Source organism: Natrinema longum (assembly GCF_017352095.1).
GTDB lineage: Archaea > Halobacteriota > Halobacteria > Halobacteriales > Natrialbaceae > Natrinema > Natrinema longum.
Genome location: NZ_CP071463.1, coordinates 674,657 through 696,181 on the forward strand (window position 1 = coordinate 674,657; position 21,525 = coordinate 696,181).

The window sequence follows — 21,525 nt, forward strand, 5'->3', positions numbered from 1 at the left end:
CTTCGATCGGTCATACTGGAGTCGTCACTACCGAACAGCAAGTGAATTGTGCCTGATCGAGCCGTCTCAGGGCAGTTCGTGAACCGTCAACTCGACCTCGCGCCTGCGGCCCTCGATATCCGCGACCAGTCGTTCGACGACGGTCCGGGCTTCCTCGAGTAGCTTGGGCTCGACCTTCTCGATGACCCAGTCCAGCGAAACGAACCGCGGGAGGGAGATCGCGTTTTTGTCGGCCGAGTAGGGGTCATAGCGAGCCTCGAAGAAGATCCGACTCGCCGTCTCAACGTCCGGCGGCGCGGCCTCCGGCTCCGGTCTCACGCGCCACTCGCCGTGGGCGTCGATATCGTTGACCAGCTGCCACGACAGCGATTCCGGGGCCGAAATATCGGTCACCCTCGAACGAGCCGTATAGCTGAGTTTCCACCACGCCAACTCGAGGTCGTAGACGGAGCCGACGTCGCCGTCGCCGTCGACCCGGACCTCTCGAAGGTGGTCCGTATAGCGGGGGTAGTCGGTAAAGGAGCGCACGTACGGAAAGACCTCCTCGGGCGACCGATGGGCGAGCGTACTGAGGAGAATTCTGTCCACGCCAGCCCTAGGAGCCGTTCGAAAGTAAGGATTGTCATACTATCGGCGGGGACTGGCTCACTCGCCCGCCTCACGGCGCGCATCGGCCACGCGCGCCCTGGATCGATACGCCGTCGCGTCCTGCGGACGACGGATTCGGGTATCTCGATGGCTGATCGGCCGGAAACCTTCATTGACTTACGTCCGAGGACCCAACGGACGGTCGATGCGCGATTGCTTCGAAGTCCGGGACACCGACGCCGGCGGCCGTATCGGGGAGCTTACCGTTCCCCGCGCCGACGCCACCGTCGAAACCCCGGCCCTCCTCCCGGTTATCAACCCGAATCTGGATACGCTCAGCCCTCGTCGACTCGCCACGGAGTTCGGCGCGGAGATCCTCATTACGAACTCCTACATCATCCACGGCGACGACGATCTCCGTGAGCGCGCCCTCGAGGAGGGCCTCCACGAACTCCTGGATTTCCCCGGCGCGATCATGACCGACTCCGGGTCGTTCCAGCTGTCGGAATACGGCTCCATCGACGTCACGACCGAGGAGATCCTCGCGTTTCAGCGCGAGATCGGCTCCGACATCGCCACGCCGGTCGACATTCCGACCCCACCGGACGTCTCCCGCGAGCGCGCCGAATCCGACCTCGAGACCACCCAGGACCGACTCGAGATCGCCGACGCCGCCGATACGGGTGAGATGCTCGTCAGCGCCCCCGTTCAGGGCTCGACGTATCCGGCGCTACGCGAGCGAGCCGGTCGCCACGCCGACGGGACCGGACTCGACGTGTTTCCGGTCGGCGCGGTCGTCCCGCTGATGAACGACTACCGGTACGACGACATGATCGACGTCGTCGCTGCCGCCAAACGCGGACTCGGTGCCGACGCGCCCGTTCATCTCTTCGGTGCCGGTCACCCCATGATGTTCGCCCTCGCCGTCGCGATGGGCTGTGACCTGTTCGACTCGGCAGCGTACGCGCTCTACGCGCGAGACGACCGCTACCTGACGGTCCGTGGGACGCGAGCCCTCGAGGACCTCGAGTACCTCCCCTGTTCCTGTGCGGTCTGTACCGACCACTCCCCGGCCGACCTCCGCGGACTTCCCGACCGCGAGCGCGAATCGGAACTCGCCGCGCACAACCTCCACGTCACCTTCGCCGAAATCCGGCGGATCAAGCAGGCGATCCGCGCCGGCAACCTGCTGGAACTCGTCGAGCAACGCGCCCGGGCCCACCCGACGATGCTCGATGGCTATCGCACCCTGCTCGATCACGCCGCACAACTCGAGCGCTCGGATCCGGTCTCGAAGGGGTCGTTTTTCTACACCTCCCACGAGAGCGCTCGGCGGCCCGAAGTCGTTCGCCACCACGACCGCCTCACACGGCTGTCCGTCCCGGACAGGCTATTGCTCACTGAAGGGGACGCCCCGCGGGGCGACGAGTTCGACGACGCTTGGCGCGTCGAGCCACCGTTTGGCCCCTTCCCGCGGGCGCTCTCGAAGAGCTATCCGCTCACCGCCGAAGTTCCCGCACGGACGGATCGGGCTGCCCTCGCGGCCGCGGCCGACGGTGTCGCACGACTCGTCGAGACGAACCCCGAGACTGCCGTGACGCTCGCTCACCGGGGTTGGCCGGCGGACGTTCGCGACCGGCTTCCCGACGGCATCGCACTCGTCGATCTCACTGCGGCCGACCGGAATCGCAATCGGTGACAGTCACTGAACGCCCACTCGGCGACCGCTCGCCCGTCGACGGCCGACCGGGACCGGAACATCGAAGACCCAGGCGGCAGCCGGTTGCGGTATGCTCGGGCAAGTCGCACTCGCCGGTGGCGTCGTCCTCGCGCTCGTGATCGCATCGGTGCTGTTCAAACGGATCCGCGGCGGCTCCGCGGACCAGCGGCGCTCTCGGAAACGCCACAGGGAGGCCCAGGAACGCGAGCCACCGATCGATATCGGCGATGTCGAAGAGGTCGCCATCCGCGAATTCACTGACCATCACTCCGGGGAGCGACGTGCGGTCGGGAAAATAGAGGGCTTTGTCGTCTTCGTCGAGGACATCCCAGACCACTGCGAACCGACGGACGTGCTCCGGATCAAGGTCCTGTCGTTCAACCGCGGTCAGACGTCCGCGACGGCGACGTGCCTCGAGACGGTCTGAGACGCGAGGAACGGGACTGTCGGTACTCCTGGGGGTCGATCGTGCGCAAAAATACGAGTTCGGGTCGATCGTGACGGTCGTCCGCTGTGTTAGGCCTGCCGTCGGAGCACGAGCGCCGTCAGCAGCCCTGCGATCGCCGTGACACCGACTCCGAAGCCGGGGACGGTATCGCTGCCGCCGTCTCCGTCGCCGCTTTCGTTGCTTTCGCTGCTTTTCTCGGAGGCGACGCCGAGATACTCGCTCATGGCGTCAGTGTCCGGTTCCGGGAACTCTTCGTCCCACTCGCCGGCCTCGTGGACCGTCGTCTCGGAACCGACCACGTCGAGGTGTTCGATGTCGGACTTGGTGGCCGACTCGGTGTCGACACCCATGTCGTCGACGTAGACGTACAGCGACGTGCTGTTACCGGCGGACCCGGATGCCATCCCGCTGATGGACACGCTGTCGCTGAAGGTGTCCGCAACCTTGCTCATGTTCTCGAACTTCGCTCCGCCTTCGACGCGGACCGTCCCGTCGGCGATGTTACCGTCCACCCGGGCGACCTCGAGTTCGGACTCCGACAGTGCCGTCATGAACTCGTCGGTGTCCGAGGACATCGTCGTCGGGTTGTTCTGGACCGAGTTGGCCCACGAATTGATCGCCTGACTGGCCATATCCTCGGCTTCGATTTCGAACTGTGCGTCGACCGCGAGTTCGTCGCCGTCGGTGTTCGCCGTCAGGCTAAAGCTCACGTCGTTCTGTGGGTCGACGTCGTTGGCCTCGAGTTCGTCGATGTAAGCGGCCCAGTTTTCCGTGTTACTCGACAGTTCGGCGTCGAGTTCCATCTTCTGATCGGAGGTCTGCTCGACCGATGCGCTCCACTTGATTTCCGACTGGAGATCCACCGCCTGCTGGGCTTCGAGCGCCGTGCGGGCATCCTCGAGGTCCTCCTGGGCCATCTCCTCACTCATCGACGACGCCTCCGCCAGATCGATCATCGCAAGCGAGAGTTCGCCGTAGTTGTCGATGGCGATGTCCCACTCGGCGTCCATCGAACCGCCGCTCGTGGCCATCGAGAACTCGAAGGTCTGGATCTCGAGGTCGGTGACGGTGCCGGCGACCTCCGCGGCTTCCGACTGGCTCAGATCGTACTCCTCGCTGTTGGCCAGCACGGTCGTGAGTTGCTGTTCGATACCGTCGTCGATTCCGGTGTACTCGACGGTAAACTCGAGTTCGAGCTTGTGTTGACCGGAACTGCGTTCTTCGAAGTTGTAGTTCGAGATCTCGATTTCGCTCGTTCCACCGAGATCCGTGGCGAGGCTGCCGTACTGTTGTTGGAGCGTCTGCTCGGCTTGCTCACGGGTTTCCCACTGGCTTGCCGACCAGTCGTAGACGCCCCGCTCCTGGGTCACGTCGAGCGTGTAGCCGTCGCTCGTATCGTTGAGTGAGAGATCGAGGCTCTCTCCCTCGCTGTTGGCTCCCGTCATCGCGCCCGCCGCTCCGTCGGCGGAGACGGAGCCGCTCGTCTCGAAGCGATCCGCGGTCGCAGTAATCTGGCCGTCCGTATCGACGGTGCCGGCGGCCCCACCCTGGCTTTCGAACGTGCCGGTGGCGGTCGCCTCGAACTCGTTCGTCTCGTCGGTGACCTCACCGGAGGCGTCGAGTTCGAAGTTCTCGACTTCCTCGGGCTGTTCCATCACGAACGAGCCGTCGCCGGAGAACCCGCTCTGATCGAGGACTGCCGAGAAGTTCGCTTCCTGGAACTCCTCGTCTTGATCCTCGATATCGTCGACGACCAGCATGTAGGCCAGCCCTTCGCTGACATCCATGCCGAGGTCGATTTGGTTGACGTCACCCTCGTCGTCGTCGTACTGAAGCACGGCGCTCCCGTTCTCACCGAGGTAGACCTCGTCGGCCGGATCGCGCTCCGAATCGACCTGCGAAACCGAGTCGTACGATTCGGCGATCTCCGGCGATTCCGCCGCTTCAGCGGTCGTCGTCATTCCACTGTTGACGACCGGCATTCCGATCGTCGCTACTCCAACTGCAGCAACCAGAAGGACGGCGAGCAATGCCCGATAGCCGCCTCCTGACCGCAATCTCGAGTCTGATTCCGATGGCATACTTTGACCTCCCACTGGAGAGGTATAAAGGTTAATTTTCCCAAATATCCGGGGATGGTTTCTGTCCCCGTCGAGAACAATGCAGCGACTAACAGTCAGGATGAACGACGAGTGTGCTGTCGGACAGAACACGCTCGATGCGACGGTTTCTGAGTCGGCCGTAAGAAGCCGGATCTCGTCTCGATCCAGTTTCCGAGGACAGAGACGCGTCCGCGATCGCGTCAACCGGTGCGCTCCCCGGCCCCGCGTATCGACACCCTCTTTCGCCCGCCCCGATCATATCGGGTATGACCGATCACTTCGAAGTACACGAGCGCGACGGGGCCGCGCGCGTGGGCGAACTCCGCCTCTCGTCGTCGCGTTCGACGCCGTCACTCGTCGACGACGTCCTCGAGGACGCGGGCTCGCTCTGGAGCGAGGACCGCGAACTCCCCGACGGCGACGGTTCGAAACTCACGGTGCTCCCCCATCGAGCGTTCCCCGGCGGCACCGCCGAGGAAGTCCGAGAGTCGTTCGCCGTCGACTCCCCTGACGTCGACTATCCGAGCGTCGCCGTCGTCTCGAGCGAGAGCGCCGACGACCACGGGACGGACGCCTACGCCGTCTCGGACGTCCAGTCCGTGATGGGCCACGGCGCGGCGCTGGTCGAGGCCGTCGTGAACGTTCGCGAGGCGATTCCCACCGACACCGCCCTGCTGTTCTCGGGGGTCGCCACTCCGCGAAACGTCGCCGTGCTCGCCTACGCCGGCGTCGACCTCTTCGACGAGACCGCAGCCGTCGTGAAAGGTACCGAAGGCCGCTATCTCACGACCGACGAAGCGTACTTCCTCGAGGACCTCGAGGAACTCCCCTGCTCGTGTCCCGCCTGTCAGGGGCCCCGCGAGGAGTTCACTCGCGAGGACTGTGCCGCGCACAACGTCAACGCTCTCGAGGCCGAACTGGCGATCGTCCGCCGCCGGATTCGGGACGGCCGTCTTCGAGATTACATCGAGGGCCAGACCCGTCACGACCAGTGGCTCACCGCCGCGATGCGCGAACTCGACTCCCAGTGGGGCTACCTCGAGGAGCGGACGCCAATCCTGCGGGACGCCCGGATCGACGCTGCGACGTCAGACACCCTCCGCCGCGTGGAGATCCAGCGCTTCGCCGACCGGGTGACGACGCGGTACCGCAATCGCTTCCAGAATCCGCTCGTACTCGTCCCGTGTTCGGCCGCCAAGCCCTACAGCGAGTCCCAGAGCCACCGCCAGTTCCACGACGCCATCCAGTGGCGCGCCCACCTCGTTTCGATGACCAGTCCGATCGGCGTCGTCCCCCAGGAACTCGAGACGACCTACCCCGCCCAGCACTACGACACCGTCGTGACGGGTCGCTGGTCGGAAGACGAGAAACAGTTCGTGAGCGCGGTCCTGCAGCGCTACCTCGAACGAAACGAGTACCCGGAAATCATTGCCCACGTTCCCGACGAAGGCTATCGCGACATCGTCGAGCGCGTCGAGGAGGCGCTCGACCTCGAAATCACCTACACCGTCGACGAACACCCGACCGACGACGAGTCACTCGCGAACCTCTCGAGTGCGCTCTCGGGCGAGTTGAAATATTCCAAGCGCGAGCGCGAGCACAACACCGTCCGCGCCATCGCGGACTACCTGCTGGGCGACGGGGCCGGCGACGAGCTGTTCGCGGACATCCAGACGACCAGCCGCTATCCCAAGATCCAGGTGCGCGACCCCGAAGATACCCAACTCGCGACGATGGTTCCCCAGTACGGAACGCTGTCCTTTACGCTCGCGGGCGCACGGCGCTGGCTCGAGAGCGACGCCCCTGTCAAGCGCGTCGAGATCGACGGCTTCGTTCCCCACGGCAGCGTGCTCGCGCCGGGGGTCGTCGACGCCGACGAGGACATCCGCGTCGGCGACGAGGTGATCGTCGAGGGACCGAAGGCGTTCGCCGTCGGCCGCGCCGAGATGTTCGGCCGCGAGATGGCCGAGAGTAGCCGCGGGATCGCCTGCGAGATCCGTCACGTCGAAGAAACGTGACGCGGCGGAGGGAGGAAGGGAAACGGATCACTCCCCGTCGATATCACGCCGATCGGTGTGTTCGGCGTCGTCGAGGACCGCCTCCCGACAGGACGGACACCGACGGCCGTTCACGAACCCGTTGACGCGCCGTCCACACTTCGGACACTGCCAGATCCTCGATCGTACCCGTCCCGTCACTATCTCCCTGTGATTTCGACGAGTCGGATATGGGTTTCGCCGCGTCTCGCTACGAGAAAACGACTGAGCGATGCCCGCGGTCAGCGACCAGGACACTCCTTGAGCAGGTGTTCGCGATAGACCGGGGCGGGCACCCGGTCGCCACAGAGCTCACACTCGCGGTACTCGATTCGATCGCCGTCGGATCGATCCTCGCCGTGGTCGGTCACGGTCGTCCGTTCTCGCTCGAGGCCCCTCGGCGTTTCGACGACGACGCCCATCCGCAACTATTTTAATGTTTTAGGCTACCCTAAATCGTATGCCAGTCGATCCGAGACGGGATCGCAGGTCGACGGGATCGGTCGCCGCGTCGCCCGTCTCCGATATCGACGCGGGTCGTACCCACCACCAGCGATTCGTCCGCGATAGCACCACTCGACACGCATGACCGACGCCTCCCAGTACCTGCTCGTGTGCTATCTCGCCGTTCATGACGTGGGCGAACCGGTCTCACCGGGATACGTCGCGGACGAACTCGACCGGTCCCCGGCGGTCGTTACGGAAACGCTCCAGCGACTCGAGGACCACGGCTATCTCACCTACGAACCGTACGACGGGGCGACGCTCACCGCGCACGGACGGGAGAGGGCCGCCGAGCTGTACGAGACGTACGTGGTTCTGTCGACGTTCTTCCGTGATGTCCTCGACCTCGAGGAGCCCGACGGGGAGGCGATGGCACTCGCGGGGAACGTCAGTGCCCTCGTCACCGAACGGGTCGCGGAAACCCTCCTCGAGACCGAGGACATCGACGCCGTGGACGTCTCCGCCTGATCCAGTTCAGGGGTGCTGGTTCGCAAGCGAGTGGCTTCTGGGGTTCGGCGGCGACGATCAGCCGACAAGGGAGAAATGACAGCCCTGGTGAGCGCGAAAATAACGGCCGCCCGGAAGACGGAACCCGACGTGACGATCGGACATCGCGGTCGGAGCAATGATGCCGGCCGCGACTGATCGGCAGTTAGTTGGTCGCCGACTCGAGGACGAGCGTATCGTCCTCGAGGTAGTGTTCGATGTGGTGGGTGTGTTCCTCGATGGTCTCGAGTTGCTCGCGGAGCATCTGGGCGGTCGCGTGATCGCCCAGCCCTTCCGCGAGTTCGATGTGCTCTCGGTAGCTCTCGATGATGTCGCCTAGCATCTCGAGGTCGTTCGCGAGCGACGTCCGGATGTCGTAGACGTCCTCGTCTTCGGGTTCGACGGTGGCGTTATCGGCCAGCGTCGTCATGCTCGCGTGGGGAACGCCACCGAGGGCCTGCAGCCGTTCGGCGACCTCGTCGGCTGCTGCCTCGACGTCCTCGTAGACCTCCTGGAGGAACACGTGGACGTCGAGGAACTCCGCGCCTTCGACGTTCCAGTGGTGTTTGTGGAGCTGGTGGTAGAGGACGTACGCATCCGCGAGGTCCCTGTTCAGCGCCTCGACGATCTGTTCTGCCTTCTCGGGCTCGAGCCTGAGCGCGTTCTCCTCGACGGTGCCGGCTTCCTGGTGGACGGTCTTCTGCGTGTTCATCACAGTCTCTAGAACGACTTGCTCACCCATATAAGTTTTCAATTTAGTTATATTTTTTCGTACGACCTAAAAATCGCTCGCGGCCGTTTCGATGACGGCATCCCTCGTCGATCGGCCGTCTCCAGTGCGGCGTCGAACTCTCGTGGATCGATCGTCGGTGATTTGCCCAGTCACAATCGCGACGAATCGAACGGCTATTGGGCGTTCGCTTCCGAGCGGTCGGTATGGATCTCTCTATCGTCGATCTCGCACCCGTCCCGGAAGGCGGTACTGCGACCGAAGCCTACGAGAATACGGTCGAGCTCGCCCGGTTGGCCGAGGAGCTCGGCTACACGCGGTTCTGGATGGCCGAACACCACGGAATGACGGACTCGATCGCGAGCACGACCCCGGAGACGCTGATCGCGCACCTCGCGGCCGAAACGGACGAGATCCGAGTCGGTTCCGGCACGGTCTTGCTCAACCACTACCAGCCGTTCAAGGTCGCGGAGACGTTCAGTTCCCTCGACGCGCTGGCTCCGGGGCGCGTCGATCTCGGCCTCGGGCGGGCGACCGGAATCCCGGCCGCGGACCGTGCGCTGGGGACCGACCGACAGAAACGAAACCCCGACGAGGACCACGCCGAGAAGATCGACGCGACCGTGAGCCACCTCTACGACGGGTTCCCGGACGACCACGCCTACGCCGACCTCCAGCTCCCCCGATCCGCGGACGACGTTCCCGAGGTGTGGGTCCTCGGCTCGAGTCCCTCGAGCGCCGAGATCGCCGGCGAACTCGGGCTCCGGTACTGTTTTGCCGGATTTATCCGACCGACCCTCGCCGAGCGTGCGTTCGAGACGTATCGCGACACGTTCGAACCGTCACCACTCGGTGCTGGCCCGGACGAACCGACCGGAATGCTCGCGATGAACGTCGCCTGTGGGGACAGCGACGACGACGCAGCCAGGCTGCGAGCGACCGCCGAAGCGTCTTACAAGCGGATGCGACGCGGCGTCGTCGGATCGCCACCGTCCGTCGAGGCGGCGATCGAAGAACTCGGGGGCGTCCCGGAGCCGACGCCGAACCCGCTTCCCGACGGCGACTGGCCGCGCTCGATTTCGGGGAGTCCGGAGACGGTAGCCGAGTTGCTCGAGCAACTCACGGATCGGGTCGGCGTCGACGACGTCGTCGTCCAGAACATCATCGCCGATCACGACGACGTCCTGCGCTCTCACGAACTCCTCGCGGACGGCGTCGGGCTCTAAGACGGTTCCCTGTCTCGAGCGACCGGGCGACCCCACGGACGGGTCCGGGGTCGCCGGCACTGACTGACAGCGGTCCGTATGAAACGTCGGCCCCGTTACTCGCCGAAAACCGAGTCGAAGAACTTCCGCTCGGCGGTCCGAAGGTGCTGGTTGAACGTCGCCGGCGCGATTCCGAGTCGCTCGGCGATCTCCTCGCCCGTACTCCCGCGGGGCCAATCGAAATAGCCCGCGAAGTAGGCGGTCTCGAGGGCCGCCCGCTGTTTGTCGGTCAACTCGTCTTCGAGCACGGACGGGGTCGACGAATCGCTTCGGGTCCCCCGTTCGGTGGTGCGCTGCGCGAGATAGGTCACGTCCTCGCGCTGGGACTTGATGTGCTCGATCATCCGCCGAGTGTCCCGGCCACGCGGGAGTTCGACGACGAACCGGAACTCCCCGTCGGCGATCGTCGCCGACGCGACGCGACCGCCGTGCGTGGCGATCGTTTCGAACAGCGAGACGGCCGCGGGTGCGATCAGTTCGAACTCGAGTTCGTCCCGCCTGACCGAGCGGAACCGAACGTCTTCGATCCCGTCGGTCCTGTCGATGGCGTCGGTGAACTCCTCCTTGGAGAGGCCGTGTGCGGAGCCGTACGCGAGCAAGGCCTCGTCACCACTGACCAACTGCTCGAACTCGATCGTACACGATTCCGCCGCCGAGAGTTCGACCAGTTCCTCGGCCATCGCCCCGATGCGAAACTCGAGTTCGACGACGGCGTCGCTGACCAGCGCGTCCTTGCGTTCGATCGCCGTGATCGCGTGGGCGACGATGTCGCCGATTCGATCGAGGACGCCGGCTTCCGGTCCTTCGAACGATCGCGGCGACGACGAATAGACGCACAATACCCCGTAGACGAGGTCCTCGTGGATGATCGGGATCGCTGCCGACGACCGGTAGCCCCGGGAGTAAGCGGCCTCGCGCCACGGTTCGAACTCGGGGTCGCTCTCGGTGTCGTTGATCACCCTCACTCGGCCGGTTCGGACCGCCGCCCCCGCTGGCCCCTGCCCGGTCTGCTCGTTCTCGTTGGCGGTGATCTCGATCTCGTCGAGATAGCCGTCCTCGACGCCGGCCGCCGCCTTCGGGACGACGCGGTCGCTCCCCGGTTTGACACCGCCGATCCACGCGAACCGGTAGGCGTCCGACTCGGCGAGGCGATCGCAGACTTGCTGTTCGAGTTCCGCTCGCGTCTCGGTCGTGATCACCGCGTGGGTGATGTCGTGAACGATCCGGTTGAGTCGGTTGAGTGACTCGAGGTGATCGCGCTGCTGGCGGCGTTCGCGCTGCTGGCGGGCGCGTTCGATCGCGTGATGGATCGTCCGGACGAGCAGTTCGCTCGTCACCTCGTCTTTGACGAGGAAGTCCTGTGCACCGCGCTGGATCGCCTCGACGCCGACCTGCTGATCGCGGACGCCGGTCAGGACGACGATCGGCGTCTCTTCGGCCACCTCGTGGACGGTCTCGAGGGTCTGGACCCCTTGGCTGTCGGGAAGGTTCAGGTCGAGCAAAACGATGTCCGTCGCCTCGGAGCGGACCGTCTCGACCCCGGCCTCGAGGCGGCTCTCACGGCTGATCTCGGGCGTCGGACCCGGGGCCGTCCCCTGGCTGACGCGCTGGGCGAGTTCCTCGGAATCTCGCAGCATCTCCTGAATCAGGCGGGCATCGCCGGGGTTGTCCTCGATGAGGAGAATGTGGAGCGTGTCGGTGGCTGTTTGGCTGTGCTCGCTGCCGAGACGGGCGTCCGTCTCGCTCATTGGCTATCGACCCCTGGCGGGAGCCGGACGACCGAAAACCAGAACTTCTCGAAGGCCCGGACGGTTTCGATGAACTCATCGGGATCGACCGGCTTCGTGAGATACGCGTTCGCGTGGAGTTCGTAGGACGTGGCGATATCCTCCTCCGCCTGCGAGCTCGTCAGAATGATTATTGGAATCGATCGAAGCGCCGGATCGGCCTTCAACTCCTCGAGGACCTCCTCGCCGTCCTTCCCCGGCAGGTTGAGATCCAACAAAACGAGATCCGGCTGTGGCATGTCGGCGTACTCGCCACGCTGGGTGAGGAAATCCAGCGCTTCGTTGCCGTCCGAGACGACGTACATGTCGTTCTCGATTCGACCCTGTTTGAACGCTTCCTCGGTAAGACGAACGTCACCAGGGTTGTCCTCGACGAGCAGGATGCGGACCGGTTCTGCGCCGACGGTGTCTGAGTCTCTCATCGGGTGGTGGTTTCGCCGCCGCGTTTGAGGTTGTTGCCAGCGCGATCGAACCCGTCGGTCGGCGGGGACGGAGCCGACGATGTTCCCACCGCCGCTCGGCTCGCTACCGATCTCGAACTGAAACCCTCCATATTACTCTCCCGTTCGGCGCGAATACGGATATACATGAGGTTCTGTCACCTGAACAGCCAATCGCGGTATCGGGAACGCCGTGGCGCTAACGGCGGTGAAAGCGTCCTCGAGTTGGGGTCGAGGCCGACGTGATCGCGACATCGTCAGTGGGGACAGGCCTCCGAAGTGCAGAGACGCGAACCGGCGACCGGATCGCGATCACTCACGACGGGGTTCCCAGAACGGTGATATCGTAGTCGGCAACGTCGGATGGGGCCTCGAGGACGACGACCTGAAACTCCCACGACGACCCCCCATCGAGGTCGCCGGTACTGGCGAGATACCGGCCGAGTACGTTCCCCGAACCGTTGTAGATACGGGTCCGTACTTCGACGGTCTGGATCCGATTCCGGCCAGTATTCGCGACGATCCCCTGCACCGTCGAGCCGAGGTAGCCGTCCTCGACGACGAACTCGTGTTCGACCAGTTCGAGCGGATTCAGGGGCGTCACCGAGGCGGTGGGTTCCTGCTGGGCGAGTGCCGAGGCGGCCGAGAGCTGGGTCGCCGACCGACTGGAGACGTTGCTGGCGTTTACGTCACCGACGTTTCCGTCCTCGTAGGCCGGCTGGCCGTCGAGTCCGCCCCCGCCGAGACAGCCGGCGGCCGCGGCCGCGATCCCCGACCCCACCGACGCGAGCACTCGCCGTCGGCTCGTCGATTCCGAACGGGTCATGGCCGGCGACCGATCATCCGCGAGTTGGTTCCCTCACCGAGCATACACCGGACCGACATCGCCGATCCATTTCAGTGTAGGCCTTGAAGCGGCAGTTCTCGTTTCCGGTCGACCTCTCGGTCGTTCCGGGACGAGCCACGCGGTGGCCCTCGCATCTGCCACCGGTTCGAACCGTGGCGAACTGTGCAACGCAGGTCCTTATTGTCGGGTCCATTGATGCTCTCAGCATGGGGACCTCCGAGAGCGACGAGACGCTCGAGTCCTACGGAGCCGACATCGGCGGCCAGGTCGGGTTGCTGACGCGGTTCCGTGAGTGGGTGCTGGTCAAAGGGAATCGACTAGGTGTCACCGGGGCCCTCTCGGGCCTCGTTTTGGTGCTGGTGATCGGACTCTACGAACTCGGCGTCATCAACTTCGCCAACCCGAGCCCCGTAACGCGGGTGGCAAGCGGCATGATCGCGGGGACGTTTTCGCTCGTGACCCTCGTCGTCTCGGTCAACCAGCTCATTCTCTCCCAGGAGTTCACTGCGGCCGGCAAGGCCCGTGAGCGACTGGAGGGAGTCATCGAGTTCCGCCGGGACGTGGCCGACGACGCGGCCGTTCCCGCGAGCCCGGCGTCGCCGACGCGAGTGCTCGAACTGATCGTCGAGTCGATCCAACACGACGCTGCCGCGCTGGCCGATGCCGTCGAGGATGACGACGAGGCGGTCCGCGAAACGGTCGTTCGGTACACGAACGGCGTCCACGAGCGAACGGATCGGATCGAGGATCAAATATCACAATCCGAGTCCGACGCGTTTACCGCCGTTTCGGCGGCGATCACGTACGACGAGTCCTGGCACTTGTACGTCGGCACGCATCTGCGCGGCGAGTACGCCGACACGTTGTCACCGGCCGCCACCGAACGGCTCGACGAACTGGTCGACTCCCTGAAACTGTTCAGCGTGGCTCGAGAGCAATTCAAGACGACCTACCTGCAGCGGGAACTCACCAGGTTCTCGCAGCTGACGATCTACTGTGGCGTGCCGTCGATCCTGTCGGCGATCCTCATCGGTCTCCTGTATGCCGACTTCACTGGACCGAGCGTCAGCGCTGCCGTGTTGCCCTACGTCGTGACTGCCCTGATCGTGGTCGTTCTCATGCCCCTTGCGCTCCTCGTCTCCTACATCCTCCGGACCACGACCATCACGCACCGAACCGCGTCGGTCGGTCCGATGGTGCCACAGAAAGAACCCGACGAAGGGCCGTTCGACGTGACCTATGGGGAAGACCGGTAGTCACTTCCACGTGATGTGGCTCCTCGGCCGGTCTCCCGGAGCACGAACGACCCGATTCCGAGCGCTCGGACGAGCGTTTCCGTGGGTCACACGAGGCCGGACGCGGGCACTGCTCGAGACCGGACGGTTACCGACCCGTCGTGTCCCGGCCCGACGCTTTTGTCCACCGTCGTGGTCGGTTCGGATCGCCGGATGGATATCTCCGATTCGGACGCCGACGAGAACCGGGGCGGACGGCTCACCGGCCCGCGGCTGTATCTCCTGCTTCGGATAAACCGCTGGGTATTGACGGCGATCGTACTCGGCGTCGTGTTCGTCGTTCTCGTCGGCCTCAGTCAGGCCGGACTCACCCCGCTTCGCGTGATCGTCGCGTCGAACAACGGGACCTTCTGGATCTTCTCGGCCTTTATCGGCGCGATCATCACGGGGACGTCGATCGTCGTCACGATCAACCAGCTGGTGCTCTCCCAGGAACTCGGCGCGATCGGCGACCAGCGCGATCGGATGCAAGCGGCCATGAAGTTTCGCCGGGATCTGGAAGGGGAACTCGAGGAGGACGTGACGCCGCCCGAACCCGCCGCCTTCCTCTACGAACTCGTCGACGGCATCCAGGAGGAAGCGAACGAATTCGAGACAGAGATAACGGCCGAGCCCGGCCACAGCGACGACCTTCAACGGAAAGTCGACAGCTACGTCGACGACATCACCGAAAACGCGCGGAGCGTCAAGAAAAGCCTCGAAGACGCCCAGTTCGGCACGTTCGAGGTGATCTGGAACGCGCTCAAATTCAACTACTCCCGAAAGATCTACGACGCCCGCAAGCTCCGTGCCGATCACGGCGACGAACTGTCGGACGCCGCAGACGAAGAGATCGACGAGATGATTTCGCTCCTGAAGTTCTTCGGCCCCGCTCGGGAGCACTTCAAGACGCTGTACTTCCAGTGGGAGTTGATCAATCTCTCACGGGCGCTGTTGTACGCGTCGATACCTGCCCTCCTGATGACGGGAATCATGCTGATGTACGTCGAGGCCAGCACGTTTCCCGGCACGACGCTTGGCGTCGACAACCTCGTCTGGGTGACGAGCACGGGGTTCATCGTCGGTATCACGCCGTTCATCGTCTTCATCGTCTACGTCCTCCGGGTCGTGACCGTCGCGAAGCGAACGCTCGCGATGGGACCGTTCATCCTCCGGAAGTCCCAGCGGGACGAGGATCTGGGGTGACCACAGCCCGCGGTCGTGGCGACTGCGGGCCACCGGAGACAGTCGTCGAGTCGCCCTCACAGCGGCGTTCGACCCGCTACGTATCGCGCTCGATGACGAACTCCGTGAACTCGTTTAACTTGCGGGTCGTCTCCGCGTCGAAGGCCAGCCCGTCGATCGCCTCGCGGGCCTGTGCGGACAGTGTGAGCGCACGTTCGCGCGCATACTCGATGCTACCGGCCGCCTCGAGGATCGACAGGGCCTCGCGGATCTCGTCGTCGGTGTTGTCCTCGCTCGCGAGGATTTCCTCGAGCCGGTTGGCACGGTCGGGCCCGCTTTCCTGTATCGCGTGGATGACCAGGAGGGTCGTTTTCCCCTCGCGGATGTCGTTGCCAAACGCCTTGCCGAACTCGCCGGCTCGACCCAGCGAGTGCTCGACGTCCAAGATGTCGTCGCCGATCTGAAACGCGACCGCGGTCAGTTCCGCGTACGTGGCGACGGCCTCCTCGACCTCGGGAGGCTGGTCGGTGATGATCGCAGCGAGACGGGCGACGATCCGACCCAGGCACCCGGTCTTGCACGCACACATCTCGAGGTACTCGTCGGTGCCGATCCGGACCTCGGTTTCGTTGTGCCAGCAGATGTCCATCCCCTGGCCGAGATGTGTCCGGTTGAGTTCGTACATGAGCATTTCGTAGGCGGCCAGCCGCCGCTCGGCCGGGAGGTCGGCCGGATCCCGCGTGAGGATCTTCAGCGGAAGGAAATACATCGCGTTGCCGGCGTTGAGCGCGATGTCGCGGCCGTAAACCCGGTGGAGCGCCGGTTCACCGCGCCGAATGGTGGCCCCGTCTTCGACGTCGTCGACGATGATCGTCCCGTTGTGCAGGATCTCCGGGATGCAGGCGTAGGGCAAGTACTCGGCCGGGTCCTCGCCGAAGCCCTCGACGAGGACGAGAAAGAGCACTGCGCGCCATCGTTTCCCACCCCGGTCGAGCAGGTCCCACAGCGGCGTCGCTAACGCGCGTTGGATGCCAGTCGGATCGTACTCGTAGGTCGGGGGCCCGAAAAACGACTCGAGGTAGTCGGCGTCGATTTCGCGTGGGACCAGATCGGCGATCGCCTCGTCGATGGCCGGCCGCCAGTCGGCAAGCGTCTCCCGCATATCGACTCCGAGATGGAGCGGCGTAAAAAAGATTCGTAGTCGTCGTGTCAACAACACTTTACAACAGAATTTCAGTTTCCGATCAGCGGCCGCGATCGGGCGGTACAATTACCCGGCCGCCGCTCCACGGTCGAACTATGACCGACTGGATCGGAACCGTCTTCGAGAGCGACCGTGGCTGGACTCACCTCGAGGGACTCGTCGATATCGGCAACCGGATGGCCGGCAGCGAGGGCGAACGGGAAGCCGCCGAACTGACCCGGGACGCGTTGGCCGACGCTGGCGCGCGAAACGCCCGCCTCGAGTCCTTCGAGATACAGGGCTGGACGCGAGGCGAGAGCGCGATTCTTGCCGGAGACACCACTCAGGACTGTATCGCCCTTCCGCGCAGCCCCGACGACCGCGTCGTCGCCCCGTTGGTCGATCTCGGCTACGGCCTGCCCGAGGATTTCGAGGAGACCGACGTCGAGGACGCGATCGTCATGGTTCGCAGCGACGTTCCCGACTACTACGATCGATACCTCCACCGCCGGGAGAAGTACCACTACGCTATCGAGAACGGGGCAGCGGGGTTCGTCTACCGAAACCACGTGGAGGGGTGTCTCCCCCCGACCGGCAGCGTAGGCTGGAAGGAGGAGCCGATCGGCCCGATTCCGGCCGTCGGCGTCTCGAGCGAGGTCGGCGCACGACTCGCCCGCCGGTTCGACGGCGAGTCGGTCACGGTCTCCGTCGACGCGGCGATTCACCCTGCGGAAAGTCAGAACGTCCACGCCGAACTCGGACCCGACACCGACGAGCGCGTCCTCGTGACGAGTCACGTCGACGCCCACGATATCGCCGAGGGCGCGATGGACAACGGCGCTGGGACCGCCATGCTGATCGAGATCGCGAACGCCCTCGCAACGCGCGAGGACGACCTCGAGACTCGCGTCGAGTTCGTCGCCTTCGGGGCCGAGGAGGTCGGCCTGGTCGGATCCACGCGCTACGCCGAGGACGCCGACCACGACTCGATCACGGCGGTCGTGAACAACGACGGCGTCGTCCGCGATCGGACGCTCTCGATCATCACGCACGGCTTCGACGCACTCCGAGACGTCGCCGACGAAATCGCGGACCGGTACGATCACCCGATCGGGACGGTCCCGAAGGTCGGGCCCCACAGCGACCACTGGCCGTTCGTCCAGTGGGGCGTCCCTGGCTGTCACGTCAAGTCGATCGCCGACGGTCCGGGACGGGGATGGGGACACACCTTCGCCGATACGATCGAAAAGCTCGAGCCCCGAACGCTACGCGAGCAGGCCATCCTCCTGACCGAGTACGTCGTCGCGCTCGCTCGGACGGAACTGACGGTCGACCACAGAGAGCCGGAGGCGATCGCGGCCGATCTCGAGTCCCAGGGCCTCGCCGAAGGGATGCGGGTGACCGGCGACTGGCCCTACGACGAGTGAGACGGGTTGCTGTGCCGATGTCCCGGCGGGACCCCAGGGCGGTTCGCGGTCCCGCCGGCACTGACTGACAGGAGACCGTATGAGGCTGTCGAAGACAGGTCCCGTCTACATCGGGAAGCCATCCCCCGAGGCACTCGCCGACAGTTACGTCTCGGTCGACCGACCGCCGGCACGCGGTCGACAACCGTACGCTTTTGAGCGGGCCGTGTGAACTGACGGCCATGGATGGCGCGTGGAGCGCGGACAGTTCTCCCGTCGTCGGCGTCGTCGATCCCGAGGACGCGGCCAGCGACGCGATCGGGATCGGTGAGGCTCTCGAGACGGCAGTCGTCGATGCCGGCGGGACGATCAGTAGCGGGGTCCTCGAGGACGTTCTGGCGGCCGACCCGTCGGTGCTGGTGACGGCTGGCGAACGAACCCTGTCGGCGATCGCCCGTGCCGGCGTCGACTCCCCCGTCCTTCCGATCGGTCCCGTCTCCGGTATCGAGTCGATCGATCGCGATCGACTTCCCGATGCACTTGCGGCCGTCCTCGATGGGGACAGCATCCGTCGGTCCCATCCGGTTCTGGACGTCGTCCTCGAGTCGACGCGTGACGGCGAGCCCGCGACTATCGTGGGCCGAGAACGCGCCCTGTTCGACGTGACGCTCATCACCGACGAACCGGCACGAATCTCCGAGTACGGCGTCCGAAGCCGTGGGGAGCCCGTCGCGACCTTCCGCGCCGATGGCGTCGTCGTGGCGACGCCGGCGGGCAGCCACGGCTACGCGAGTGCAGTCGACACACCACAGCTCTCGCCGGCCATCGACGCAGTTGCCGTCGCGCCGATCGGGCCGTTCGTCACCCAGACGCGCCGATGGGTGCTTCCAAACGACGAATCGACGTTTACGGTCGAACGCGAGGAAGGTGACGTGACACTCGTCGTCGACGGGCGGTCGACCGGGATGGTGACGCCCGAGTCACGGGTTGTCGTCGCCGCCGACGGCACGCTCTCGACGCTGTGCGTTCCCGACGAGCGGCTATCGTAGGCGATGACTGTGAGCGGGCACGACAGACCGTCTCATACGGTCTCCTGTCCGTCAGTGCCGGTGGGAACGACCGCCCCGCGGCCCCACCGGGACGTCGGGACAGCAAACCGTCTCAGTTGTTGTACGGCTCCTCGTCCCGGTGGTGGTCCGGATTCGCATTCTCGAGGGCGTCGTCCTCCCGATCGTCGGACTGCTGTTCGATGTCCTGACGGCGTTGCGCTTCGTTCCGTCGCTCTCGGGCTTCCTTCTCTTCCTCGGTGAGCCCCTCCTCGTCTCGCGTCTCCTCCGGATCGGTTTGCTCCTTCTCGAGTTGGACGTCGCGGCCGTGTTCGTCCGTCCCGGTGGTCTCGTGTTCGTCAGTGGTGTCGGACATAGCGATCCCGACATGGGGTATCGGCGGCTCCCGAAAGGGCGTTGGGCTTGCGAAGGTCGGCGTGCCGATCGCGCCGTTTCAGGCCGTCTAATGGCCGATTACCAGGGGTCGCCGGAGGCGAGGTCGATCCCGCTGTCGCCCTTCTCCGAGGGGCAGATGTCCGCCAGCACGCAGTCGTGACAGTCGGGATTCTGTGCCGTACAGGTCGCCCGCCCGTGGTCGATACAGAGGTGAGTAAACTGCTGCCAATCGTCCTCGGGGACGATCTCGATCAGATCCTGCTCGATCCGTTCGGGATACTTCTCCTCGGTCAGCCCCAGCCGCCGTGAGAGCCGCTGGACGTGCGTGTCGACGACGATTCCCTCGACGATGTCGTGGCCGTGCTGGAGGACGACGTTCGCCGTCTTTCGGCCGACGCCCGAGAGCTCGGTCAGTTCGTCCATCGTATCGGGCACCTCGCCGTCGTGTTCCTCGAGGATCGTCCCACAGGAGTCGCGGATGTACTCCGCCTTGCTGTTGTAATAGGTGATCGAGTTCAGGTCCTCGGCGAGTTCGTCCTGATCGACGGTCGCGTAATCCTCGGGGCCGTCGTACTTCTCGAAGAGGTGTTTCGTCTCCTTGTTGACCCGTTCGTCCGTACACTGCGCCGAGAGGATCACCGCGATCAGCAGTTCGAGGCGGTTCGAGTACCGCAACGAAATCGTCGACTCGGGATACTCCGCCTCGAGGCGGTCGACCACCGCCTCGGCTTGGGCCTGGGGCGTCTCGCGTGGGGTTCCCATAGGAGGGTGGTGGGAACCGGTTCTGTTTAGCGTTCGGGTTCCGGATCGCCTCGGCGGCGGAACGGACGCGATCTGTCTTCGGCGGTATCGTGGCCACCGAAACGATTGATACACTCATCGCACCGTCGTCGGGCGATGAGGTGGGCATTGACGTTCAATGACTACGATAGTCTCGCGACTCGAGCGCCGACTGGGTACTGTTAACTTTAGAAGAGTCTCAATCTGCGAGTCAGTCCCGGGCCGAGATCGGTCGCCGGATGCCGTGAGCTTTAAGCGGCCCTCAGCCACCTATGTGGGTATGAAAGCCACGGCCATGGCCCACCCCATTCAGGGGCTGGTCAAGTATCACGGGATGCGCGACGAGATCGAGCGCCTGCCCTACCACGACAGCATCAGCGTCTGTACGGCCCCGAGCCACACCCGCACGACCGTCGAGTTCTCGATGGACTACGACGAGGACACCTTCGTCGTCGACGGCGAGGAACTCGAGGGGCGAGCGTACGAACGGGTCGAAGCAGTCGTCGAGAAGGCCCGCTCGAAGTCCGACGCGGCGCACACCGTCTACCCGGTCCGCCTCGAGAGCGAGAACAGTTTCCCGACCAACGTCGGGCTGGGATCTTCCTCCTCCGGTTTTGCGGCCGCGGCGATGGCCCTGGCCGAGGCGGCCGAACTCGACGCTTCCAGAGGAGAGATCTCGACGATCGCCCGCGTCGGGTCGGCCTCGTCCGCGCGGGCGGTCACCGGTGCCTTCTCACATCTCCGCACCGGGATGAACGACGAGGACTGTCGCTCCGAGCGGGTCCCCTCGAACCTCCACGAGGACCTCAAGATCGTCGTCGGCCTCGTCCCCTACCACAAGGACACCGACGACGCCCACCGCGAAGCCGCCGACAGCCACATGTTCCAGGCCCGCAACGCCCACATCCACGAACAGATCGCGAAGATGCGTGACTCCCTGCGCAACGACGACTTCGAGGGCGTGTTCGAACGCGCCGAACACGACTCGCTGTCGCTGGCTGCGACGACCATGACCGGCCCCTCGGGGTGGGTCTACTGGCAGCCGGCCACGCTCGCGGTCTTCAACAAAGTCCGCGAACTCCGCGAGGAGGAGGACATCCCCGTCTACTTTTCGACGGACACGGGGGCCAGCGTCTACGTCAACACCACCGAGGAACACGCCGACGAAGTTGAGGAAGCCGTCGCCGACTGCGGCGTCTCCACCACCGTCTGGGACGTCGGCGGCCCCGCGAAACTCCTGGACGAGGACAAACACCTGTTCTGAGACGACGTTTTGTTTGGCGCACCCTCGGCAAAAATTCG

The 21,525-nt window shown here is 64.8% G+C and carries 20 protein-coding genes; 10 read left to right on the plus strand and 10 right to left on the minus strand.

Going from position 1 to position 21,525, the window contains the following annotated elements; translation table 11 throughout:
- Positions 1-66: 66 nt before the first annotated feature.
- Positions 67-588 carry an SRPBCC family protein gene (locus J0X27_RS03260; RefSeq protein WP_207271032.1) on the minus strand — a complete coding sequence of 174 codons (522 nt, stop codon included), beginning with the start codon at positions 586-588 and terminating at the stop codon, positions 67-69.
- Positions 589-793: 205 nt separating this feature from the next.
- Between J0X27_RS03260 and tgtA the strand changes: the two genes are divergently transcribed.
- Positions 794-2,287 carry a tRNA guanosine(15) transglycosylase TgtA gene (gene tgtA, locus J0X27_RS03265; RefSeq protein WP_207271033.1) on the plus strand — a complete coding sequence of 498 codons (1,494 nt, stop codon included), beginning with the start codon at positions 794-796 and terminating at the stop codon, positions 2,285-2,287.
- 91 nt (positions 2,288-2,378) lie between these two features.
- Complete coding sequence (locus J0X27_RS03270) at positions 2,379-2,735, plus strand: RNA-binding protein (RefSeq protein ID WP_207271034.1); 357 nt, start codon at positions 2,379-2,381, stop codon at positions 2,733-2,735.
- 89 nt (positions 2,736-2,824) lie between these two features.
- Here the strand turns inward: J0X27_RS03270 and J0X27_RS03275 are convergent, their stop codons facing one another.
- The gene (locus J0X27_RS03275; protein ID WP_224214671.1) at positions 2,825-4,837 is read right to left on the minus strand and encodes a hypothetical protein; all 2,013 of its coding nucleotides are present in this window, start codon (positions 4,835-4,837) and stop codon (positions 2,825-2,827) included.
- A 287-nt stretch (positions 4,838-5,124) separates the two neighbouring features.
- Between J0X27_RS03275 and arcS the strand changes: the two genes are divergently transcribed.
- Entirely contained in the window at positions 5,125-6,876 is a 1,752-nt protein-coding gene (gene arcS, locus J0X27_RS03280; RefSeq protein ID WP_207271035.1) for an archaeosine synthase subunit alpha, read from the plus strand.
- A 260-nt stretch (positions 6,877-7,136) separates the two neighbouring features.
- Here the strand turns inward: arcS and J0X27_RS03285 are convergent, their stop codons facing one another.
- Positions 7,137-7,316, minus strand: coding sequence for a hypothetical protein (locus J0X27_RS03285; RefSeq protein ID WP_207271036.1), 180 nt, complete (start codon positions 7,314-7,316; stop codon positions 7,137-7,139).
- A gap of 163 nt (positions 7,317-7,479) precedes the next feature.
- Here J0X27_RS03285 and J0X27_RS03290 point away from each other — a divergent pair, with 163 nt between their 5' ends.
- Positions 7,480-7,866 carry a metal-dependent transcriptional regulator gene (locus tag J0X27_RS03290; RefSeq protein ID WP_207271037.1) on the plus strand — a complete coding sequence of 129 codons (387 nt, stop codon included), beginning with the start codon at positions 7,480-7,482 and terminating at the stop codon, positions 7,864-7,866.
- A 184-nt stretch (positions 7,867-8,050) separates the two neighbouring features.
- On the opposite strand, the gene dpsA is transcribed toward J0X27_RS03290, so the two are convergent.
- Positions 8,051-8,596, minus strand: a complete 546-nt coding sequence (gene dpsA, locus J0X27_RS03295) for a DNA starvation/stationary phase protection protein DpsA (RefSeq protein ID WP_207271038.1) — start codon at positions 8,594-8,596, stop codon at positions 8,051-8,053.
- Between the two features lie 224 nt (positions 8,597-8,820).
- On the opposite strand from dpsA, the gene J0X27_RS03300 reads away from it, so the two are divergent.
- Complete coding sequence (locus tag J0X27_RS03300; RefSeq protein ID WP_207271039.1) at positions 8,821-9,840, plus strand: LLM class flavin-dependent oxidoreductase; 1,020 nt, start codon at positions 8,821-8,823, stop codon at positions 9,838-9,840.
- Between the two features lie 95 nt (positions 9,841-9,935).
- Here the strand turns inward: J0X27_RS03300 and J0X27_RS03305 are convergent, their stop codons facing one another.
- The 3 genes from J0X27_RS03305 to J0X27_RS03315 form a co-directional block, all read right to left on the minus strand.
- Complete coding sequence (locus J0X27_RS03305; protein WP_207271040.1) at positions 9,936-11,627, minus strand: bacterio-opsin activator domain-containing protein; 1,692 nt, start codon at positions 11,625-11,627, stop codon at positions 9,936-9,938.
- Entirely contained in the window at positions 11,624-12,088 is a 465-nt protein-coding gene (locus J0X27_RS03310; protein ID WP_207271041.1) for a response regulator, read from the minus strand. Before J0X27_RS03310 ends, J0X27_RS03305 begins: the two co-directional genes overlap by 4 nt.
- A gap of 334 nt (positions 12,089-12,422) precedes the next feature.
- Complete coding sequence (locus J0X27_RS03315) at positions 12,423-12,932, minus strand: FxLYD domain-containing protein (RefSeq protein WP_207271042.1); 510 nt, start codon at positions 12,930-12,932, stop codon at positions 12,423-12,425.
- A gap of 227 nt (positions 12,933-13,159) precedes the next feature.
- Here J0X27_RS03315 and J0X27_RS03320 point away from each other — a divergent pair, with 227 nt between their 5' ends.
- Positions 13,160-14,209 carry a DUF7972 family membrane protein gene (locus tag J0X27_RS03320; RefSeq protein ID WP_207271043.1) on the plus strand — a complete coding sequence of 350 codons (1,050 nt, stop codon included), beginning with the start codon at positions 13,160-13,162 and terminating at the stop codon, positions 14,207-14,209.
- Between the two features lie 198 nt (positions 14,210-14,407).
- Positions 14,408-15,433: a DUF7972 family membrane protein gene (locus tag J0X27_RS03325; RefSeq protein WP_207272016.1), complete on the plus strand. Its 1,026-nt coding sequence runs from the start codon at positions 14,408-14,410 to the stop codon at positions 15,431-15,433.
- 76 nt (positions 15,434-15,509) lie between these two features.
- On the opposite strand, the gene J0X27_RS03330 is transcribed toward J0X27_RS03325, so the two are convergent.
- Positions 15,510-16,574, minus strand: coding sequence for a polyprenyl synthetase family protein (locus tag J0X27_RS03330; protein ID WP_207271044.1), 1,065 nt, complete (start codon positions 16,572-16,574; stop codon positions 15,510-15,512).
- A gap of 137 nt (positions 16,575-16,711) precedes the next feature.
- On the opposite strand from J0X27_RS03330, the gene J0X27_RS03335 reads away from it, so the two are divergent.
- Both J0X27_RS03335 and J0X27_RS03340 read left to right on the plus strand, forming a co-directional pair.
- Positions 16,712-18,022, plus strand: a complete 1,311-nt coding sequence (locus J0X27_RS03335; protein ID WP_207271045.1) for a M28 family peptidase — start codon at positions 16,712-16,714, stop codon at positions 18,020-18,022.
- 221 nt (positions 18,023-18,243) lie between these two features.
- Positions 18,244-19,050, plus strand: a complete 807-nt coding sequence (locus tag J0X27_RS03340; protein WP_207271046.1) for an NAD(+)/NADH kinase — start codon at positions 18,244-18,246, stop codon at positions 19,048-19,050.
- A gap of 112 nt (positions 19,051-19,162) precedes the next feature.
- Here J0X27_RS03340 and J0X27_RS03345 read toward each other — a convergent pair whose 3' ends face one another.
- Positions 19,163-19,423 carry a hypothetical protein gene (locus J0X27_RS03345; RefSeq protein WP_207271047.1) on the minus strand — a complete coding sequence of 87 codons (261 nt, stop codon included), beginning with the start codon at positions 19,421-19,423 and terminating at the stop codon, positions 19,163-19,165.
- Between the two features lie 98 nt (positions 19,424-19,521).
- Positions 19,522-20,205 carry an endonuclease III gene (gene nth / locus J0X27_RS03350; protein ID WP_207271048.1) on the minus strand — a complete coding sequence of 228 codons (684 nt, stop codon included), beginning with the start codon at positions 20,203-20,205 and terminating at the stop codon, positions 19,522-19,524.
- A 298-nt stretch (positions 20,206-20,503) separates the two neighbouring features.
- On the opposite strand from nth, the gene mvaD reads away from it, so the two are divergent.
- Positions 20,504-21,487: a phosphomevalonate decarboxylase MvaD gene (gene mvaD, locus J0X27_RS03355; RefSeq protein ID WP_207271049.1), complete on the plus strand. Its 984-nt coding sequence runs from the start codon at positions 20,504-20,506 to the stop codon at positions 21,485-21,487.
- Positions 21,488-21,525: the final 38 nt, after the last annotated feature.